This is a genomic window from Vibrio sp. Vb0598 (assembly GCF_033338935.1).
Classification (GTDB): Bacteria; Pseudomonadota; Gammaproteobacteria; order Enterobacterales; family Vibrionaceae; genus Vibrio; species Vibrio alginolyticus.
Genome location: NZ_JAWOTP010000140.1, coordinates 1 through 1,311, shown reverse-complemented (window position 1 = coordinate 1,311; position 1,311 = coordinate 1). Strand labels below are relative to the sequence as shown.

General features: G+C 47.8%; 2 protein-coding genes. Both read left to right on the top strand.

The annotated features are described in order from the left end of the window. Positions 1-954: nicotinate-nucleotide--dimethylbenzimidazole phosphoribosyltransferase (gene cobT, locus R7Q38_RS23580; RefSeq protein WP_318114491.1), on the top strand; the 954-nt coding region annotated here is incomplete at its 5' end. 44 nt (positions 955-998) lie between these two features. Then, the coding region (locus R7Q38_RS23575; RefSeq protein WP_318114492.1) for an adenosylcobinamide-GDP ribazoletransferase at positions 999-1,311 on the top strand (313 nt) is incomplete at its 3' end.

The following is a 1,311-nucleotide window of genomic DNA, read 5'->3' as shown; positions in this document are numbered from 1 at the left end:
TTGCAGTTAGCGTTGATTCAAAGCCAAGATCAAGCACAAGCCGTAGAAGAGATTGTTATTCGCAAGCCAACGATGTTGGTGTTTGCTGGCGACCATGGTGTTGCGAAAGAAGGCATTAGCATCGCACCGAGTGAAGTTACCCAGCAAATGGTTGCAAACTTCCTTGCTGGAGGTGCGGCAATTAACTGCTTTTGCGATGTAAACCAAATCGAATTCAAAGTGATTGACTGCGGTATGCTTGCGCCAATCGAAGTCATGGTTCCTGAGTTTAAATCTCATCCGAATTTAATTGAGCAGCGTTTAGGAAATGGCACTGCCAATTTTTCAAAGCAAGCGGCGATGTCTTCTGAACAAGTAGCGCTTGGTTTGGAATATGGTGCAAGAGTGGCGCAAAGCACCATCTATTCAGGATCTAACTTACTGATGTTTGGCGAGATGGGCATTGGAAATACCAGCTCGGCTTCCGCATTATTGGCGGCACTCAGCCCGCTTGAGGTAAACCACTGTGTTGGTCTTGGTACGGGCATCAACTCAGAGCAGTTGAGCCGAAAGTTAAAGTTGGTTGCTCAAGGGGTAAGTCGTTGTCGAGGTCTAGACGCCAAAGCCGTATTATCGCAAGTTGGTGGATTTGAAATCGTACAGATGGTCGGGGCGTTCCTTGAGGCGAAGCGTTTAAAAACGCCAGTGCTTGTCGATGGTTTTATTGTCTCTGTCGCGGCGTATGTTGCCACGTTACTAGACGAAGAAACACGTGACTACATGCTGTTTGCACATCGTTCAGAAGAAAACGGACACAAGTTTGTGTTGGAGTCATTAAAAGCCGAACCTTTGCTGGATTTAGGGCTCCGCCTCGGTGAAGGAACAGGTGCTGCGTTGGCATTGCCGCTATTGAAGGCCGCTGCACAGTTCTATAATAAAATGGCCAGTTTTGAGAGTGCGGGAGTAACGGTTTAGTGTCTGAGTCAAAAAGTTCACGACAAGCAACGCTACGCTATCAAATGGAGCTATTCCTCTTGGCTGTGAGCTTTTTTAGCCGCTTGCCTGTACCGAGTGACTTACCTTACAGCGAAGAGCGTATGAACCAAGCCGGGCGATATTTTGCCTTGGTTGGTGTGATTCTTGGTGTGCTTTGCGCGCTTGTGTTCTACTTCACTCAACTTATTTTCCCTGATTCCGTTGCTATTGTATTAACCATGGCGTTCAGCCTGTTGCTCACCGGTGCTTTTCACGAAGATGGTTTGACTGATATGGCGGATGGCATTGGCGGCGGTATGACGGTTGAGCGTCGTCTTTCTATCATGAAGGACAGCC